The organism is Mycobacterium sp. G7A2 (assembly GCF_041902445.1).
GTDB lineage: Bacteria > Actinomycetota > Actinomycetes > Mycobacteriales > Mycobacteriaceae > Mycobacterium.
Map to the genome: position 1 here is coordinate 4,568,556 of NZ_CP169251.1, position 16,660 is coordinate 4,585,215.

Below are 16,660 nucleotides of genomic sequence, written 5' to 3' on the forward strand. Positions count from 1 at the left end.
TGCTGTTGTACATGTGTCAAGTAGGATGGCGGTCATGGGGGAACCACGACGACGACTCTCACCCGACGACCGCCGCAACGAGCTGCTGGCGCTCGGCGCCGAGGTGTTCGGCCAGCGGCCCTACGACGAGGTGCGCATCGACGAGATCGCCGAGCGCGCCGGGGTGTCGCGGGCCCTGATGTACCACTACTTTCCCGACAAGCGGGCATTCTTCGCCGCCGTCGTCCGAGCCGAGGGTGAGCGGCTGTTCGAGGCCACCAACACCCCGCCGGAGCCGGGACAGACGCTGTTCGCCCAGGTCCGCGCCGGCGTGCTGGCCTACCTGCACTACGACGAGGGGCATCCGCACGGCGCCTGGGCGGCATACATGGGAATGGGCCGCTCAGACCCGGTGCTCCGCGGCATCGAGGACATCGACAACGACCGCCAGGCCAACCGCATCATCGGCCGGATCAGCGACGCGGTAGGTGGCGCGATGGGCGCTGATGTCGAGCGCGATCTCCGGGCCACCATCTACGGCTGGCTGGCGTTCACGTTCGAGATGTGCCGCCAGCGCCTGCTCGATCCGGCTCTGGACGCCGACCTGATCGCCGACCTGTGCGCGCACGGACTGCTCGACGCGGTCGCCCGCGTGCCGGGGATCCCGGCCGCGCTGGCCGAGGCGGTCGCGCTCGACGCGCGCTGAGGATCAGCTCTCGCCGAGGTCGGGAATGTCGCGGCCGCAGCGGTTGCGGAAGTCCACCGCAGGCTGCCGGATTCCCTGCAACTCCGCTTTGACCTGAGGATTCGTGTCGAGGAACTCCGCCAACGCCACCCGCCGCTGCTCGGGATCGAGGTCGCCGATCGTGGTGAAGAAGGCGTTGACCGGCGGATGGGTGTACAGATACGCCGTCGTCGACGCCAGCACCCCGGTCATCACCCCCGCCAGGTCCGCCGACGAGCAGTTCGGCGGCGGCTGGGATGCGGCCGGCGCGGCGACGCCCAGCGACAACGCGCCCAGTCCGAGCACTGCGGCCACCACGCGCCGGGTGGACATCCCATCAGCCATGCCGTTCTCCTTGATTCGCTGTCGTTGACCCATCACGGTCTGTTGAAGCCCAGGTTGATGCCCACGTTCCACAAGTCGTCGCAGGCGTAGTAGCCCCACTCGCAGGGGTAGGGCACGTACGGCCCGGTCGAGCCCACGGGTCCGGTGCCGGTGCCCGATGAGCGCACTTCACCCTGCGAACAGATCGTCGTCGCCCCCGCGTTGGAGCATTCGGCCCCGCTGACGGGGGCCAGCGCCACCGACGACACAAGCAGGACGGGAACCACCGGTGCACAGATCCATCGCATGTCTCACTCCATCCACCAGCGCACGACGAGGTCGCGCGTCCGGCGCGTCCCACGGCGTCCGCATGAGGGCGCCCGATGGGTCGCAGCGCTCAGAATACGCCGCGACGGACGCCGGCAGCCCCCGTTTTCGACGACTTCACCCCTGCTCAGAGCAGTTGTCGGACCCAGCAGGCACCATGGACGGGTGCCCGTGACCACCGACCCGCTCGCCCGCTTCAGCGCGCTGACGCGCGAGTGGTTCACCGGCACGTTCCACGAACCCACCCCGGCGCAGGCCCAAGCATGGAACGCGATCGCCGACGGCGACAACACCCTGGTCATCGCCCCCACCGGATCGGGGAAGACGCTCGCGGCGTTTCTGTGGGCGATCGACGGGCTGGCCCGTGAACCCTCCCCCACCCGCTCGACCCGGGTGCTGTACGTGTCCCCGCTCAAGGCTCTGGCCGTCGACGTCGAGCGCAACCTGCGCACGCCGCTGACCGGCATCTCCCGCATCGCCGAGCGCACCGGCCAGACGCCGCCGGCGATCAGCGTCGGCGTGCGCTCCGGCGACACCACCCCCGCCAAGCGGCGCGAGCTGATCACCAAACCGCCTGACATCCTGATCACCACCCCCGAGTCGCTGTTCCTGATGTTGACCTCGGCGGCCCGCGACTCCCTGGCCGGCGTGCAGACCGTCATCGTCGACGAAGTGCACGCCGTGGCGGGCACCAAACGCGGCGCACACCTGGCGCTGTCGCTGGAACGCCTCGACGCGATGCTGGAGCGGCCCGCGCAACGAATCGGGCTCTCGGCGACGGTGCGCCCGCCCGAGGAGGTGGCCCGATTCCTGTCCGGCGCGTCCCCGACCACGATCGTCGCGCCGCCGGCGGCCAAGACCTTCGATCTCGCCGTGCAGGTGCCGGTACCCGACATGGCCAACCTGGAGGACAACTCGATCTGGCCCGATGTCGAGGAGCGCATCGTCGACCTGATCGAGGCGCACCACAGCTCGATCGTGTTCACCAACTCGCGGCGGCTGGCCGAGCGACTGACCGCGCGCCTCAACGAGATCCACGCCGAACGCGCCGGCGTCGAGCTCGGCTCCCACAACCCCGGCGTCGCCGGCGGGGCGCCGGCGCACCTGATGGGCAGCGGACAGACCTACGGCGCCGAGCCGGTGCTGGCCCGCGCGCACCACGGTTCGGTCAGCAAAGAAGCCCGCGCCGAGGTCGAGGACGCGCTCAAGAGCGGGCGACTCAAGGCCGTCGTCGCGACATCGAGCCTCGAGCTCGGCATCGACATGGGCTCGGTCGATCTGGTCATCCAGGTCGAGACCCCGCCGTCGGTGGCCAGCGGGCTGCAACGCATCGGCCGGGCCGGACACCAGGTCGGCGAGATCAGCCAGGGTGTGCTGCTGCCGAAGCACCGCACCGACCTGATCGGGTGCGCGGTCAGTGTGCAGCGCATGCTGACCGGGCAGATCGAGACGATGAAGGTGCCGGCCAACCCGCTCGACGTGCTGGCCCAGCACACCGTCGCCGCCAGCGCGCTGGAACCGATCGACGCCGACCGCTGGTTCGACACCGTGCGGCGCAGCGCCCCGTTCGCGACGCTGCCGCGCAGCGCGTTCGAGGCGACACTGGACCTGCTCGCCGGCAAGTACCCGTCCACCGACTTCGCCGAGCTGCGTCCACGCATCGTCTACGACCGCGATGCCGGGACGCTGACCGCTCGGCCGGGCGCCCAGCGGCTGGCCGTCACCTCCGGTGGCGCGATCCCCGACCGCGGGCTGTTCACCGTCTACCTGGCCTCCTCGGCGGACTCCGAGAAGCCCTCCCGGGTCGGCGAACTCGACGAGGAGATGGTCTACGAGTCCCGGCCCGGTGACGTCATCTCGCTGGGCGCCACGAGCTGGCGCATCACCGAGATCACCCACGACCGGGTGCTGGTGATCCCCGCCCCCGGCGAGCCGGCGCGGCTACCGTTCTGGCGCGGTGACGGCGTCGGCCGGCCCGCGGAGCTGGGCGCGGCGATCGGGGCGTTCACCGGCGAGCTGGCCCGCCTGGACCGGGAGAAGTTCGAAACCCGCTGCCGGGAAATCGGTTTCGACGACTTTGCGATCGACAACCTGTGGCAGCTGATCGACGAGCAACGCCAGGCCACCTCAGCGGTGCCGTCGGACACCACGCTGGTGGTCGAACGGTTCCGCGACGAACTCGGCGACTGGCGGGTCATCCTGCACTCCCCCTACGGCTTGCGGGTGCACGGGCCGCTGGCACTGGCCGTCGGCAAGCGGCTCTACGACCGCTACGGCATCGACGAAAAGCCCACCGCCTCCGACGACGGCATCATCGTGCGGCTGCCCGACACCGACGACGCCGCCCCGGGCGCCGACATCTTCGTGTTCGACCCCGACGAGATCGAGCCGCTGGTCACCACCGAGGTCAGCAGCTCGGCGCTGTTCGCCTCACGGTTCCGCGAATGTGCCGCGCGGGCGCTGCTGCTGCCCCGCCGCCACCCCGGCAAGCGCTCGCCGCTGTGGCATCAGCGTCAGCGTGCCGCCCAGCTTCTCGACGTGGCCCGCAACTATCCGGACTTCCCGATCGTGCTCGAGGCGGTGCGGGAGTGTCTGCAGGACGTCTACGACGTGCCGATGCTGACGGCGCTGATGGGCCGCATCGCGCAGCGCCGGGTGCGGCTGCTGGAGGTCGAGACCCCGACCCCCTCACCGTTCGCGGCGTCGCTGCTGTTCGGCTACGTCGGGGCGTTCATGTACGAAGGCGACAGCCCGCTGGCCGAGCGGCGGGCCGCCGCGCTGGCGCTCGACCCGACGTTGCTGGCCGAGCTGCTGGGCCGTGTCGAGCTGCGCGAGTTGCTCGACGCCGACGTCGTCGCCAGCACGTCACGCCAGCTGCAACATCTGACCGAGGAGCGGCTGGCCCGCGACGCCGAGGGCGTCGCCGACCTGCTGCGCCTGCTCGGCCCGCTGACCACCGACGAGGTCGCCGCGCGCAGCACCGCCGACGACGTGGGCGGCTGGCTGGAAGGCCTGTTGACGGCCAAGCGGGTGGTGACCGTGTCCTATGCCGGGCAGAGCTGGTGGGCCGCGGTGGAGGACATCGCCCGACTGCGGGACGGTGTCGGAGTCGCGGTGCCGGTCGGGGTGCCGATCGCGTTCCTCGAACCGGTCATCGACCCGCTGGGAGAACTGCTGTCACGGTTCGCCCGCACCCGCGGCCCGTTCACCACCGCCGAGGCCGCCGCCCGGTTCGGACTCGGAGTGCGGGTCGCCGCCGACGTGCTGGGTCGCCTCACCGTCGACGGCAAGTTGGTCCGCGGCGAATTCAGCGACGCTCCCGCCGATTCCGGGGAACAGTGGTGTGACGCCGAGGTGCTGCGCATCCTGCGCCGCCGCTCGTTGGCGGCGCTGCGCGCACAGATCGAACCGGTCAGCACCACCGCGTTCGGCCGCTTCCTGCCGTCCTGGCAGCTGCTCGGCAGCGAATCGGTGTCCGGCGTCGACGGACTGGCCGCGGTGATCGATCAACTCGCCGGCGTGCCGATGCCCGCCTCGGCTGTCGAACCGCTGATCTTCGGACAGCGCGTGCGCGACTACCAGCCCGGCATGCTCGACGAACTGCTCGCCTCCGGTGAAGTGCTGTGGTCGGGTGTCGGCGCGCTGTCCACCGCAGACGGCTGGGTCGCGTTCCATCCCGCCGAGACCGCACCGCTGTCAATGGCGCCGCCGAGCGAGGTCGACATGACCGACGTGCACCGCGCGCTTCTGGACGCGCTGTCGGGGGGCGGCGCGTACTTCTTCCGGCAGCTGTCGGTGGACGGCGTCAGCAGCGAGTCCCTGAAAGAGGCGCTGTGGCAGCTGATCTGGTCCGGCTACGTCAGCGGCGACACGTTCGCCCCGGTACGGGCGCTGCTGGCCGGCACCCGCGGTACGGGCGCGCGGCGAGCGGCCACCCCGTCGCACCGGCACCGGCGCGCCCCCCGGCTGAGCCGCTACAGCCTGAGCTCGAGTGCGTTGAGCCACCGCGACTCCGACCCGACGGTCGCCGGTCGGTGGTCGGCGCTGCCGGTGCCCGAGACCGACACCACGGTCCGCGCACACTTCCAGGCCGACCAACTGCTGGCCCGCCACGGGGTGCTGACCAAGGGCGCCGCGGCTGCCGAGAATGTCCCGGGCGGGTTCGCCTCGCTGTACAAGGTGCTCACCACGATGGAAGAGGCCGGGCGCTGCCAGCGCGGCTATTTCGTCGAATCCCTCGGCGGCGCGCAGTTCGCCACGGCCAGCACCGTCGACCGCCTGCGCACCCACGCCGACAGCATCGACGACCGCCAAGGTGCGCTGCGCGCGGTGGCGCTGGCCGCGACCGACCCGGCCAACCCCTTCGGAGCGGCACTGCCGTGGCCGGTCCGCGACCCCGACGCCGACACCGCACACCGGCCCGGCCGAAAAGCCGGAGCGCTGGTCGTGCTCGTCGACGGCGCGTTGGCCTGGTTCGTCGAACGCGGCGGCCGGTCGCTGCTGAGCTTCACCGGTGACGCCGAGACCTCGAACGCGGCGGCCGCCGCGCTGGCCGAATTGGTCACCCGGCAACGGGTTCCGGCGCTGCTGGTGGAACGGATCGACGGTGTTCCGGTGCTCGAGCAGCGCGACTCCGTGGTCGTCGAGTCGCTGGTCTCCGCTGGCTTCTCCCGCACGCCTCGCGGATTGCGGCTGCGCTGATGCCCGAGGGCGATACCGTGTTCCGGACCGCGGACAAGCTGCGCACAGCCCTGGAGGGCAAGGTGTTGACCCGCTGCGACGTGCGGGTGCCGCGCTTCGCGGCGGTGGACCTGTCCGGGCAGACCGTCGACGAAGTGCTCAGCCGCGGCAAGCACCTGTTCATCCGCGTCGGCGCGGCCAGCATCCACTCCCACCTGAAGATGGACGGCGCGTGGATCATCGGCCGGGTGCGGGCTCCGGCCTACAAGATCCGCATCGTGCTCGAGACCGCCGAATCGCGCGCCTCCGGAATCGATCTCGGCGTGCTCGAAGTGCTCGACCGCGCCACCGACATGACCGCGGTCGACCACCTGGGCCCGGACCTGCTCGGTGAAGACTGGTCGGCCCAGACCGCCGCGGCCAACCTGATGGCCGACCCCGACCGGCCGCTGGCCGAGGCGCTACTGGATCAGCGGGTGATGGCCGGCGTGGGCAACGTGTTCGCCAACGAACTGTGCTTCGTATTCGGCTTGCTGCCGGGCACGGCGGTGGCACAGCTGCCCGATCCGGTGCGGATGGCGACCCGCGCCCAGCAGATGTTGTGGGCCAACCGGTTACGCATCAACCGTACGACCACCGGCAACACCCGCCCCGGTCAGGATGTCTGGGTGTACGGCCGCGCGGGCCTGCCGTGTCGGCGGTGCGGTACCCGCATCGAGACCGACAAGGGCGGTGACCGGGTGACGTATTGGTGCCCGACCTGCCAGCGATAGACGCCGCGACGCCGTGGACGAGGGACGGCCCACGGCCACGGCCACGGCCCGCGGCCCTCGTATCGGAGCGCGACAGGATCGCCCATGTCGGCGCGCAAGACGATTTGCCCAAATCGCATGCACCGGATCAGTGACAAGATGCAAGACCTTCAGTAATCGCCCAAGATGGGGCATACTGCACTGACGGGCGCGCGGCTTACCCAAGCCGGAGTCGTCCGGTCCGTCGGGGGGCGGCGCATTCACGTGATCTGGGGGGAATCGAACAATGTCTTGTCGGAGAACGCGGTCTCATCGACCGTCGAGGTGGCAGCGACATCTGAGGACACACGACACGCACAGTCCTGTGGACCGTCATGTGCCGTCGGATGGAGGCACGACCAGGGCGAGCCTGCCCCTGCGCCGCTCGGGCTTCACCGTCAAGCGAACGGTGCTGAAATTTGCTGTGAGCGCAGCCGTTCTGCCGCTCCTGCCTGCGCCGACCGCCGCGGCTGCCGCAGCAGCGACAGCAGCCCCGGTGCCCTCGGTGCCGAGTCCCGCGACGGTACTGACCGTCTTTCCCTGGGAAGGCTCCATGGAGGATGAACTCCAAGGAACGCTGTGCCAAGCACCCAACAACTGCGTGCAGATCCGGCAGTTCCTCTGGGACCCCAACGGGATCACGACCATCGAAACCACCATCGACGCAACGCCGGGCACCAAGGTCGTGTTCTCCTACAGCGAGGGTGCTCGATCGGTCACCGCCTGGCTGGAGCAGCACGCGGACGACGCCGACGCCCCCTCACCGGACGAACTGTCGTTCGTGCTGATCGGCAATCCCACTCGCGCCTACGGCGGCTCGGACAGCAAGGTGATGCCGCAGACCCAGTACGACGTGATCGACGTGTCGCGGCAGTACGACCCGGCCTCCGACTTCCCCGATGACCCCACCAACCTGATCGCCTTGCTCAATTCCCTGGCGGCGTTCACGGTCATCCACACTGAGTACGAAGGCGTGAACCTCTACGACCCCGCCAATATCGTGTGGAAAGAGGGCAACACGACCTACGTGTTCGTGCCGACCGAGAACCTTCCGCTGCTCGAGCCGCTGCGGAACCTGGGGCTGACGGGCTTGGCGGACGCACTCAACGGGCCGCTGAAGAAGATCGTGGAGCGGGCCTACGATCGGTCCTACCTGCCGACGACGCCGGACGAACCGGCCGCGATGTCTGCGCCGTCCTCGACTCCGGCGTCCGCCCGGATACCGGGGCCGTCAGACGTCGACCACGATGATTCGGCCGCCACTGGTATCGCCGCATCGCTGTCCGAAGATTCCGACGGCTCGGCTGCCGCTGCACTGCCTGTCTCCAAGCCGGACGAGGCCGCCGCGGACGACCTCCGCACTGTTGACCTCGACGCGGAGGAGCCTGACCTCGACGCGGAAGAGCTTGGCACCGGTGACCTCGACGAGACGGTGGCGAAGCCTGACGGTCCCACGAATTCGACAACCCTGCCCGCGCAGGAGATCGGCGCCGAGACGGCCGCCGAGGACGACCTGGACATGGATATCGATGGCCCGGACGCGACGGTCGACGATCCCACGAACTCGACGACCCTGCCTACGCGCGAGACCAGCCACGGATCGTCCACCAGCGACGAACGGCTGGATCGGACGACCGGGAGCGCCGGCGTCACCGGACCCAAGGCGACGGATTCGGAAACGGCTGCGGCAAAGGAGAATGACCGGGGCGGCGTTTCGGCCGACGACAACTCCGGCGACGGCGACTCGTAGTCGTCCGAGTCGGACTCACCCGGCGTCGGCGGCCACGTCGACCGAGTACTCCGGCCCTGGATCACCACCGCCGGTGAAGTCCCGCACGATCGACCACAGCTGGGGAGCGCCGTTGGCCAAGGGCCAGGTGATGACCCGGACCGCCAGATTCTGCACGCTGTCGGCGATCGAGGACGGCACGGTGTCGGGGTCCATCAGGTCGTTCTCCGCGAAGGGTGACGCATCAGCGGCGACCATGAACTCGGTGAAGGTGCGCAGCGACCGCCCCGTACCGCGCAGGGCGTTGACCGCCCCCAGAAACGAACCGCGTTCGCGGATTTCGGAACTGAAACGCAGCGGGGATACACCGAGGTGCTCGGCCACCAGATCGTCACGCACACCCACGATGTGGTCGCGGATGTCGTCGCCGCCCTCGGCCGGCGCCTCGATCACGACATCGCATTCGCTGTCGAAGCCCAGCGAACGGTTGTTCAGATTCGACGAGCCGATGCGCAGCAACCGGTCGTCGACGACCAGAACCTTCGAGTGCACGTACACCGATTCGCCACCTTTGACCACCGGCCAGTACACGCCCAGCCGCTGATGCACGTCGGCGTCCCACAGCAGCCGCAGCATGCGCTCCCGGGCACTGTCCATCGACTCCTGCTCGAGCCGGCTCTCCGAGCTTCGGGGCAGCACGATCACCACCTCGGGGCCGTCGGGTTCGCGCAGCCGCTCGGCGAGCGCCTCGGCGAGACTGCGCGCGGCGAGATACTGGTTCTCCAGATAGATCACCTGACGCGCGGCGGCGATGGCCGCCAGGTTCAGTGCTTCCACCTCGCGCACCTCGGCCCGGCCCGGCAGGGCGGGCATGGTGCGGGCCACGCCCACCTCCACGTCGCGCAGGGCCGGCTCCAACTGGTTCGGCCACATCGACCCCGCGGCCGCGAGCGCGGGCAGCGACTTGCCGGTCGCGGCCTGCCACCGCTGCCGCGCCTGTTCGGCGAGCACACGGGCCGCGGCTCCGTCGACAGCGGTGGCCACCTCGTGACGTGGCCCGTAGGGCTCGCCCGATGTCGTGCGGCGTCGGTCGCCGGGGGCATGGTCGCGGGTGTCCCATCGGCCGACGGTGAGGTCGATGCCCCCGCAGAACGCGACATCGTCGTCGACGACGACGATCTTCTGGTGGTGCACCGCCCCGGTGGGGCGGGCGCCGTCCACCGCGAAATGGATGCGCCGCGAGGTCACCTGGTTGAGCAGCGCCACCGGAGTCACGCCGAACCAGAACCCGTCCAACGCCGGCAGCAGTCGCAGGTTGGACTTCAGCAGATACACGTGCAGGCCGGGTTCGCGGAACAGCAACCAGTGCAGGAACGGGCCGAGCGTGTTCGGGCCCAGCTGCGTCGGATGCCCGGGTTCGAAGGTGGTCCGATAGTCCAGGTCCCAGCCGATCAACATGATGCGACGCTTGGCGCGCAGCATGGCCGCCTTCACATGCGCGAGGTAGTCGGCTCCGTCGACGATCGTCGCGAACCGGTCGGCGCGCGCGGTCTGCCAGCACGTGTGTCCAGGCACGACCAGCGCAGCCTCAATCGTGGCGTTCGCCATCACTGCACCTCCCGTCAGGCAACTCCATGATCGCGCCGACACGGCGACGGATTCAATCGTGCTCTGTGAGGGACGGTCGTGGCACCCGAAACCGCACACCTCGGATCTGTGTTCTCACTCACGATCCGGGCGCCGGGGGGTCAGACCGTGCAGTCGACTCCGGCGACGTCGTGGGCGATGACACAGGCCGACGGGTTCGACAGCTTCCACTGCCCGTCCTGGTCGACCCAGTAGATGTTGTGGGTCTTGGTGCCGAAGATCGGGATGCTGACCGCCAGCTGCGCGTCCACCCGGTCGCCGTTGAGCACCGGATTCTGCACCTCCCACGACACCATCCCGCCGTAGGTGTTCAACCGGTTGGCGATGTTGTCCGCGGTCGGTACCGCCGCCTGCCCACCGGCCAGCTTGGCCGCCCGCGCGTCGGACGGCGCCCCGGTGTCGAGGACCTGCCGCAGGTCGGCGGTCAACTCACCGGCATTCGGGGCCGCCGGCTGCGCCCAGGCAGCGCCCACGCCGCCGAGGACACCGACCGCCATCACCGACATTGCCGCTCCAGCCATCGCCGCGCGCATGAACCACTCCTCACCGTTGGGCCCGACCCACGGCACACCACACCACGGGCCGGGCCCCTCCACAAGGTCTACGTCCAGGGCAGCGCGAGCCTGACGATCTTGCGGACCACGGTGGCGAACTGCCGCGGCAACGGCCCGGTGTTGTACGGGATGCCGTAGCGGCCGCAGATCTCGCGCACACTCTCGGAGATCTCGGCGTGCCGGTGCGCGGGGATGTCGGGGAACAGGTGGTGTTCGATCTGGAACGACAGGTTGCCGCTCAGGATGTGGAACAGCTTGCCCCCGGTCAGGTTCGCCGAGCCGAGGATCTGACGGAAGTACCACTGGCCGCGGGATTCGGCCTTCGTCTCCTCGATCGTGAACTCCTGCACATCCTCGGGGAAGTGTCCGCAGAAGATGATCATGTAGGACCACACGTTGCGGATCAGGTTCGCCGTCAGGTTGCCGGTGAACACCCACGGCGCGAACGGCCCGGCCAGCAGCGGGAACGCCACGTAGTCCTTGAGCGTCTGGCGCTTGGTCTTGGCCCAGATGCCCTCGAGGATCTCACGCTTGTCCTTGATGGAGATCTCACCGGAGGCGATCTTCTCGCTCTCCATCTCGTGCAGCGCCACGCCGTACTGGAACAGCACCATGAGCAGGAACGCGTACACCGGGTTGCCGAGGTAGTACGGCTTCCACTTCTGGTCGGAGCTCATCCGCAGGATGCCGTAGCCCACGTCGCGGTCCAGTCCGACGATGTTGGTATAGGTGTGGTGCATGTAGTTGTGCGAGTGCCGCCACTGGTCGGCCGGGCACGCGGTGTCCCATTCGAATCCGCGGCTGGACAGTGCCGGGTCACCCATCCAGTCGTACTGGCCGTGCATGACGTTGTGGCCGATCTCCATGTTGTCGATGATCTTGCTCAGCCCCAGCATCGCGGTGCCGGCCAGCCAGAACGGCGGGAAGATCCCGCCGAACAGCAGCGCGCGACCGCCGACCTCGAGGGTGCGCTGCGCCTTGATCATCCGCCGGATGTAGGTGGCGTCGCGCTCACCCAGGTCGGCGATGACGCGTTCTTTGAGTTCGTCGAGCTCGCGGCCGAACGCCTCGGCCTGCTCGGGGGTCAGCGTGACGGTCTTTCCCGCGACGGTCTTGGAGATCGTCTGGGCCGGACCGGGCTGAGTCGTGGTGGTCTCGACGGTGGCGGTCTCGTCGGTGGGGGTCTTGTCAGTGGTGGTCAAGGTGTCAGTCATCATGTCTCCTTGGGCTTTTACAGAGCGATGTCTTACCGGGCGATCTCGTTACAGGGCGATGTCGACGTCGCCGACGGGTGCGGACACACAGATCTGCACGTCCTCCTCGTCGGTGGAGGACACCGCGCCGGTGATCACGTTGCGCACGGCGCCGCTGTTCTTGCGGCGGGTGCAGGAAAAGCAGATGCCCATGCGGCAGCCGCTTTCCGGGGTCAGGCCGGCGGCCTCGGCCTGACCGAGCAGTGGAGTGCCGTCGTCGTCGATCTCGATCTCGCTGTCGCTGAACCGGATCCGGCCACCGGAGGCCTGCTGCGGGGTGAGTACCGGCGGCACGAAGCTCTCCGACTGCGCATTCGGGAACTGCTCCCGCACCGCGTCGACGAGGGCGGGCGGCCCACACACGTAGACGTGTTCGGGTTGGATGTCCGCGGCGGCGACGTGGTCGGAACCGAAGCGCCCGACCAGGTCCGAGGCCGCGGGCTCGCGCGTGTAGCCGTGCAGCACGGTCACGTTGGGCATCTCGGCCGCGGTCAGGGCGAGCTCGTCGCGGTAGCACGCCTCCTCCGCCGAGCGGGCGTAGTGCAGGAACACCACGCGACCGCGGTGACGGCGCGCACGCAGGGTGCGCAGCATCGACATCACCGGCGTGATGCCGGTGCCGCCGGAGACCAGCAGCACGGGTTCGGTCAGGGTCTCGGGAAGGGTGAACTCGCCACCCACCGAGTCCAGACCGACGACCAGGCCGCGACGGGCATGCTCGACCAGGTAGGGCGAGACCACGCCGCCGTCGTGCCGTCCGATCGTCAGCTCCAGGTAGCGGTCGCCCTCGGCGCTGGCGATCGAGTACGGCCGGGTCCGTCGCCGGCCGTCGACCTCGACGGTGACGTTGACGTGCTGGCCGGCACGGAACCCGGGCATGCCCGCCCGGAAGGCGCGGTTGGGGTCCAGCGTCAGCGTGACGCTGCGCGGCGTGTTGCGCCGCACCCCGACGACCCGGGCACGGCCCTCGCCCCGTGTCCATGTCGGGTCGACCAACTCGGTGTAGCGGTCCACTCCGTGCGGACCGGTGAGCAGGTCCAGCAGCGAGGAGCGCCGCACCCGCTTGGTCAGGGTTTGAGTAAACATATGTTCACTGTCGGCCACATAGACTAAGACGGTCAAGAGAAAGGAGCAGGTTGTGGTAGGTTTCACACAGTGAACAGTCGTACGCCCGAGTCACGATCTCGGTCGTCGTCACGGCGGCACGACAGAAGCCGCGACCGGGCACACGACCAACTCAGCCGTGAAGAACGCAAAGAGGCCACCCGCCGGGCGATCGTCTCAGCGGCACTGCACCTGCTCGCCGAGCACAGCTTCAGCGGCCTGAGCCTGCGCGAGGTGACCCGCGAGGCGGGCATCTCCCCGGCCGCGTTCTACCGTCACTTCGAGTCGATGGAAGCCCTCGGCCTGGTGCTGATCGACGAGTCCTTCCGCAGCCTGCGGGACATGCTGCGCGGCGCCCGCGCGGGCAAACTGGACCCGACCCGCGTCATCGAGTCCTCGGTCGACATCCTCATCGACGGCGTACAGCAACGCCGCGAACACTGGCGGTTCATCGGCCGGGAACGCTCCAGCGGCGTGACGGTACTGCGCTACGCCATTCGCACCGAGATCCGCCTGATCACCTCCGAGTTGGCCATCGACCTCGCGCGCTTCCCCGGCCTACAGTCCTGGAGCAGCGAAGACCTCAACATCCTGGCCAGCGTGTTCGTCAACGCCATGATCGTCATCGCCGAGTCCCTCGAGGAAACCACCGACCCCGCGGCGATCGCCGAGATCAAGCGCGTCGCGGTCAAACAACTGCGGATGATCACGATCGGCGTGGCGGGGTGGCGCAGCAGTTAACGTGACGGCCATGCCGCCCGTCCTGCAGACCAGCCATCCCCGACCCGAGATCACCGTCCTGACCCTCAACCGGCCCGAGAAGCTCAACGCGCTGTCCTACCAGCTGGTCGAACAGCTGCACGAGGCACTCGACGCCCTGGCCGCGGACAACACCTGCCGCGTGGTCGTGCTGACCGGCGCAGGCCGGGGCTTCTGTTCCGGTCTGGACCTGGGCGCTCCCAACCCCGTCGAGGCCGGCGGCGGCACCGAGTTCCCCCGCTCGGGGATGCGCTGGCAGGAACGCATCGCCGACCTCACCGCCAAGATCCACCGGTTGCGCCAGCCGGTGATCGCCGCCGTCAACGGCGTCGCCTACGGGGGTGGACTCGGCATCGCGCTGGCCTGCGACCTGCGGGTAGCGGGCCCGGCGGCTCGATTCTGCACCCAGTTCATCAAACTCGGCCTCGGCGGCTGCGACATCGGCGTCAGCTACACGCTGCCGCGGCTGATCGGCGCCGGGCCGGCCTTCGATCTGATCCTGACCGCCCGGGCCGTCGACGCCGACGAGGCGCTACGGCTGGGTCTGGTGTCGCGCCTCGTCGAATCTCCGCTCGACGAGGCACTGGCCGTCGCCGAGACACTCTGCGGATACGGCAAATTCGGTGTCGAATCGACCAAGCAGGTGATGTGGGCGAACCTGGAGTCCTCCAGCCTGGAGGCGGCACTGCATCTGGAGAACCGCAGCCAGATCCTCGCCTCGACCAGTGGCGAGATGCGTGACGCCGCGTCGAAGATGCTCAAGCGCTGAGGCGTGTAGCCCACAGCGCCTCGCGAGAGTGCACACCCGGTAGTTCCGCGCGCTCGGCAGCTACCGTGTGTGCACGCTCGCGGCAACGGTGGGGCGGAGCACCGACCGTCATTCCAGAGCAACCTTCAATTCGGCCGCCAACACCCGAATCATGTGCTGAACGCCGATTTCGTTGCGGCCGATCAGCATGTGATCGTGCTGACCATGCCGCACTCCTTCTCCGCACTGAGGCAGCATCACGAAGTCCTCGTCGCGCACCGCCGCGTGCACCTGGCTGAAAACGTCGTCGTAGAACGCCCGCTGCGCGTCGTCGGCCGCGGGGTAACGCGCCATCCAACTATGTCGAACCGTGCAGCGCGTCGGTGAACCCGCCGGCAGCATGTCGATGATCTCGACGCCCACCGGGCTGTTGGCCAGGATCAGGTTCGGATAGATCCAATAGATGACACCCATCCGGCCGATCGGGCTCCAGTCCTGGGTCGGATCGTCGTTCAGGTCGCGGATGTTGTTGAACGGAAATCCGATTCGGTGGTGTCGACCCCATTCGTCGTAGACGTGGGTGTTGGCCACCGTGTTCAGGCCGATGACGCTCTGCCCGTGCACGAACGGGAAATGATAGCCCTCGGCGAATGCCTCCAACGCACCCTTCCAACTGGTCTCCGAGGTGAACTCGCGCTCATCGTGGTAGCCGAAGGCGCTGTAGTTCCATTGGTCGAGCTCTGCCGCGAAATCGCCGAGGTGCCTGTCCAGGTTCAGCTCGGCATCCACGGTCAGCACCGCCCAGATGAACCCGTGACGTTCCTCGTTCGGCAGCTCGACCAGTCCGTACGACTCGGTCTGCAGCTCGGCGAAGCCTGCCTTACCCGGCACCCGCACCAGCCTGCCGGCGGTGTCGTAATTCCATGCGTGGTAGGGACATACGAAGCGTCGACTGTTGCCGCTGCCGCAGGCGGGCATCGCGCCCCGGTGCCGGCAGTAGTTGAGGAACACGTGCGCCTCGCCGTGTGCGTCGCGGGTCACCAACAGCGAGTCACCGAGAACCGAGCGGACCACGAAGTCATGGCTGTTCGGGATCTGCGCACTCGGAACGATGGCCAGCGGGGTGCGGCGCAGGATCGACGACTCCTCGATCTCGGTGATCTTCGGGTCGCGGTAGTAATGCAACGGCACCCGCAGCACTGCATCTGCCATGTCCGTCGTGCCGGAGTTGACCAGTTCCAGACCGCGCTCGGTCAGACTGCGGTCCAGCGGCGTTCGGGTGGCGCCAGCGGTATCGATGGTCACGTCGAGCTCCTTCGCGTCAGCACGTCGCCGTCGATCATACACTTGAGTACAACCGTATGATCACGGATCGGCGAGGCGGCGCGAGTATTCTGCCGAGGTGATCGACCTATCTCAGACCGTCGCCGCCTCGGCCTGATGCGCACCCGTGGTTGGTCCGGCGCCACCCCGTCCAGTGACGAGGAGGCGGCCGCCCGCATCCTGTCCGCCGCCAAGATCGCCATCGAGCGCGACGGTGACGTCAACATCGCCGACATCGCCCGCGCCGTCGGCGTCACCCGCCAGACCGTCTACCGCTATTTCCCCAGCGCGGACGCGTTACTGGTGGCGGCCGCATTCGACTCGGCGTCAGACTTCCTCGACCAACTGGCGGCCCACCTGAGCGGGCTGACCGATCCGGCCGGCGCCGTGGTCGAAGGTGTCGCCTACACCCTCGAAGCGCTGCCGGCGAATCCCTACATGAGGGTGCTTCTCACCGCGGAACGGACCGGATTGTTCAGCACCAGCGTCACGTCCGACACTGCGCTGCACCTGGCGCGGTCCATCCTGCAGCGGTTCAGCGTCGACTGGGCCGCAGAGGGATTCTCCGAGCGCGACACCGACGACATCGCCGAACACATGCTGCGCACGCTGCAGTCCTTCGTCCTCGACCCGGGCAGACCCCCGCGCACGGGCGAAGAGCTCCGCGAGTACCTTCGCCGATGGACCGGCGCCGCGATCGAGCACCGGCGCCGCTGAC

General features: G+C 68.7%; 14 protein-coding genes. 7 read left to right on the forward strand and 7 right to left on the reverse strand.

Annotated features, from left to right (window positions below; genetic code table 11):
• Nucleotides 1-34 precede the first annotated feature (34 nt).
• Entirely contained in the window at nucleotides 35-685 is a 651-nt protein-coding gene (locus ACEWX3_RS21640) for a TetR/AcrR family transcriptional regulator (protein ID WP_374157660.1), read from the forward strand.
• A 3-nt stretch (nucleotides 686-688) separates the two neighbouring features.
• On the opposite strand, the gene ACEWX3_RS21645 is transcribed toward ACEWX3_RS21640, so the two are convergent.
• A complete protein-coding gene (locus tag ACEWX3_RS21645) occupies nucleotides 689-1,048 on the reverse strand; it encodes a heme-binding protein (RefSeq protein ID WP_286182635.1) in 360 nt (119 codons plus the stop codon).
• A 32-nt stretch (nucleotides 1,049-1,080) separates the two neighbouring features.
• Entirely contained in the window at nucleotides 1,081-1,335 is a 255-nt protein-coding gene (locus tag ACEWX3_RS21650) for a hypothetical protein (protein WP_207065525.1), read from the reverse strand.
• Nucleotides 1,336-1,519: 184 nt separating this feature from the next.
• Between ACEWX3_RS21650 and ACEWX3_RS21655 the strand changes: the two genes are divergently transcribed.
• The 3 genes from ACEWX3_RS21655 to ACEWX3_RS21665 all read left to right on the forward strand — a co-directional run bounded on the left by ACEWX3_RS21655 (nucleotide 1,520) and on the right by ACEWX3_RS21665 (nucleotide 8,575).
• Complete coding sequence (locus tag ACEWX3_RS21655) at nucleotides 1,520-6,055, forward strand: ATP-dependent helicase (RefSeq protein ID WP_374157661.1); 4,536 nt, start codon at nucleotides 1,520-1,522, stop codon at nucleotides 6,053-6,055.
• Nucleotides 6,055-6,807: an endonuclease VIII Nei2 gene (gene nei2, locus ACEWX3_RS21660; protein WP_207065527.1), complete on the forward strand. Its 753-nt coding sequence runs from the start codon at nucleotides 6,055-6,057 to the stop codon at nucleotides 6,805-6,807. Before ACEWX3_RS21655 ends, nei2 begins: the two co-directional genes overlap by 1 nt.
• A 343-nt stretch (nucleotides 6,808-7,150) precedes the next feature.
• Nucleotides 7,151-8,575 (forward strand): PE-PPE domain-containing protein, encoded by a 1,425-nt coding sequence (locus ACEWX3_RS21665; protein ID WP_374157662.1) that lies wholly within the window; start codon nucleotides 7,151-7,153, stop codon nucleotides 8,573-8,575.
• A gap of 15 nt (nucleotides 8,576-8,590) precedes the next feature.
• On the opposite strand, the gene ACEWX3_RS21670 is transcribed toward ACEWX3_RS21665, so the two are convergent.
• The 4 genes from ACEWX3_RS21670 to ACEWX3_RS21685 form a co-directional block, all read right to left on the reverse strand.
• Complete coding sequence (locus tag ACEWX3_RS21670) at nucleotides 8,591-10,162, reverse strand: phospholipase D-like domain-containing protein (RefSeq protein ID WP_374157663.1); 1,572 nt, start codon at nucleotides 10,160-10,162, stop codon at nucleotides 8,591-8,593.
• A gap of 140 nt (nucleotides 10,163-10,302) precedes the next feature.
• Nucleotides 10,303-10,770, reverse strand: coding sequence for a hypothetical protein (locus tag ACEWX3_RS21675; protein WP_283612103.1), 468 nt, complete (start codon nucleotides 10,768-10,770; stop codon nucleotides 10,303-10,305).
• 32 nt (nucleotides 10,771-10,802) lie between these two features.
• A complete protein-coding gene (locus ACEWX3_RS21680; protein WP_374157664.1) occupies nucleotides 10,803-11,969 on the reverse strand; it encodes a fatty acid desaturase in 1,167 nt (388 codons plus the stop codon).
• A gap of 48 nt (nucleotides 11,970-12,017) precedes the next feature.
• Nucleotides 12,018-13,094 (reverse strand): ferredoxin reductase, encoded by a 1,077-nt coding sequence (locus tag ACEWX3_RS21685; protein WP_221349060.1) that lies wholly within the window; start codon nucleotides 13,092-13,094, stop codon nucleotides 12,018-12,020.
• Between the two features lie 69 nt (nucleotides 13,095-13,163).
• On the opposite strand from ACEWX3_RS21685, the gene ACEWX3_RS21690 reads away from it, so the two are divergent.
• Both ACEWX3_RS21690 and ACEWX3_RS21695 read left to right on the forward strand, forming a co-directional pair.
• Entirely contained in the window at nucleotides 13,164-13,853 is a 690-nt protein-coding gene (locus ACEWX3_RS21690) for a TetR family transcriptional regulator (protein WP_152516077.1), read from the forward strand.
• 10 nt (nucleotides 13,854-13,863) lie between these two features.
• Nucleotides 13,864-14,640 carry an enoyl-CoA hydratase/isomerase family protein gene (locus ACEWX3_RS21695; RefSeq protein ID WP_374157665.1) on the forward strand — a complete coding sequence of 259 codons (777 nt, stop codon included), beginning with the start codon at nucleotides 13,864-13,866 and terminating at the stop codon, nucleotides 14,638-14,640.
• A gap of 108 nt (nucleotides 14,641-14,748) precedes the next feature.
• Here ACEWX3_RS21695 and ACEWX3_RS21700 read toward each other — a convergent pair whose 3' ends face one another.
• Nucleotides 14,749-15,918, reverse strand: a complete 1,170-nt coding sequence (locus ACEWX3_RS21700; protein WP_221350792.1) for an aromatic ring-hydroxylating dioxygenase subunit alpha — start codon at nucleotides 15,916-15,918, stop codon at nucleotides 14,749-14,751.
• A gap of 141 nt (nucleotides 15,919-16,059) precedes the next feature.
• Here ACEWX3_RS21700 and ACEWX3_RS21705 point away from each other — a divergent pair, with 141 nt between their 5' ends.
• Entirely contained in the window at nucleotides 16,060-16,659 is a 600-nt protein-coding gene (locus tag ACEWX3_RS21705; RefSeq protein WP_374157666.1) for a TetR/AcrR family transcriptional regulator, read from the forward strand.
• The last annotated feature ends 1 nt before the right edge of the window (nucleotide 16,660 follow it).

Coding starts and splice junctions, on each gene's coding strand:
- ACEWX3_RS21640 (WP_374157660.1), top strand. CDS start 35: ATGGGGGAACCACGACGACGACTCTCACCCGACGACCGCCGCAACGAG.
- ACEWX3_RS21645 (WP_286182635.1), bottom strand. CDS start 1,048: ATGGCTGATGGGATGTCCACCCGGCGCGTGGTGGCCGCAGTGCTCGGA.
- ACEWX3_RS21650 (WP_207065525.1), bottom strand. CDS start 1,335: ATGCGATGGATCTGTGCACCGGTGGTTCCCGTCCTGCTTGTGTCGTCG.
- nei2 (WP_207065527.1), top strand. CDS start 6,055: ATGCCCGAGGGCGATACCGTGTTCCGGACCGCGGACAAGCTGCGCACA.
- ACEWX3_RS21670 (WP_374157663.1), bottom strand. CDS start 10,162: ATGGCGAACGCCACGATTGAGGCTGCGCTGGTCGTGCCTGGACACACG.
- ACEWX3_RS21680 (WP_374157664.1), bottom strand. CDS start 11,969: ATGACTGACACCTTGACCACCACTGACAAGACCCCCACCGACGAGACC.
- ACEWX3_RS21685 (WP_221349060.1), bottom strand. CDS start 13,094: ATGTTTACTCAAACCCTGACCAAGCGGGTGCGGCGCTCCTCGCTGCTG.
- ACEWX3_RS21695 (WP_374157665.1), top strand. CDS start 13,864: ATGCCGCCCGTCCTGCAGACCAGCCATCCCCGACCCGAGATCACCGTC.
- ACEWX3_RS21705 (WP_374157666.1), top strand. CDS start 16,060: ATGCGCACCCGTGGTTGGTCCGGCGCCACCCCGTCCAGTGACGAGGAG.